The following is a 1,428-nucleotide window of genomic DNA, read 5'->3' on the forward strand; positions in this document are numbered from 1 at the left end:
ACAATGTGACCGGTAGCGACTTGGACAGAGCAATATTTCTAAGTCCTGATGGCCAGAATACGCAGTTTGCTTTTCCCGATGACGTATTCTCAATCAGCATAGGTTCCTGTGACCCACAAACCGACCCCAATCAATGCGTGATTAGCGTATCTGAGCCCTCAACGTTTGCCCTACTAGCGTTTGGTTTATTTGGCATAGGTTTAATGAGGCGGCGCAGTATTGCTTAACGACTTCTTTTTCCATACAACCTATAAGGTATTCGCCTTATAGGTTCTCTTACTCTCTCTTTATGATTTAATTAACTGCTCTTCTTTCGCGGCCAAAATCATAAAAATAGATCTACCATCATTTCTTTTATAGAATCCCCTGAACAATCACTGAGCCGGACCAAAATTTCTGCAATGACTACTGTACAGAACCTCCTAAAGCAAGAACTAGGTGAAAACCTTAGACAATCGCCTGAACAGGTTTGCCGAGTATTCCATGGCAGAGGTCGGTTTTTTCCCTCATTTGAGAACCTCAATATTGAGTGGTATCCACCCGTTTTATTTGTCCAATGCTATGAAGGTGAGCTAAGCAACAATGAGCTTTCCGTCATTAAGGAGATCTTTGAAGAGCATGAGTTTATTCAAAGCGTATTGCTCCAATCCCGGCCTTGGCCCGATGTGGAAAATGAGGTTTTGTTTACACGAACTAGCAATAAGCCTGAACTGCCTTTGGAGTTTAATGCAGCACTTGATAAGGATCTTTTGTGTAAGGTTAGTTTAGGCGAAAACCGCAACACAGGCGTGTTTCCAGACATGCGAAGTGGCTGGCATTGGCTTGCTGAACACGCCGAAAACAAACGTGTTCTAAACCTTTTTTCTTATACCTCGGTATTTTCTTTGTTTGCTTTGAAAGGTGGCGCAAAGAAAGTAGTTAATATTGATATGTGCGGTAGCGCCACCAAAACCGCACAATTAAATCATCAGATAAATAATCTACTGGATGAAAGAGTATCGATTTGGAAAAAGAACATTCTTAAGTCAAACAGCCAAATTGCCAAGCAGTCAAAGTTCGACATAATCATTCTCGACCCGCCGCCTTTTCATAAAGGCTCCTTTCGAGGCTGGCCTGACTATCAGAAACTACTACGTCGCTGCACCAAATACTTAAAGGATGGCGGAGTTATCTTAGCGGCCCTAAACAATCAACAAGTAACCTTTTCAGAATTTGAACGCGACATACGAGAGACGATAGAGGATGTAAGATCTATCACGCCTTTAGCGCTTAGTGATGAAATAAAAGAACTGGAGCCTGATAAGGGGTTAAAACTTGCCTTGATTGAATGCTGAAGCTATTGGAGTTCCCTAAAATGTACAATTTCATTGCATGTATTAGTCTTGCGTTCTTCATAAGCTTTGCCAGCCCAAGCTTTTCCCGCACTAT

Annotated in this window: 2 protein-coding genes; both read left to right on the forward strand. The window is 42.1% G+C overall.

Going from position 1 to position 1,428, the window contains the following annotated elements:
• On the forward strand, positions 1–227 hold a 227-nt coding region (locus A3756_RS25445; protein ID WP_156490770.1), incomplete at its 5' end, for a PEP-CTERM sorting domain-containing protein.
• Positions 228–401: 174 nt separating this feature from the next.
• Positions 402–1,334: a class I SAM-dependent methyltransferase gene (locus tag A3756_RS25450; RefSeq protein ID WP_068508856.1), complete on the forward strand. Its 933-nt coding sequence runs from the start codon at positions 402–404 to the stop codon at positions 1,332–1,334.
• The last annotated feature ends 94 nt before the right edge of the window (positions 1,335–1,428 follow it).

The sequence above is a fragment of the Oleiphilus sp. HI0086 genome, assembly GCF_001635225.1.

Bases quoted from the DNA above. Each gene is read 5' to 3' on its own strand.
- A3756_RS25450 (WP_068508856.1), top strand. From the start codon at position 402: ATGACTACTGTACAGAACCTCCTAAAGCAAGAACTAGGTGAAAACCTT.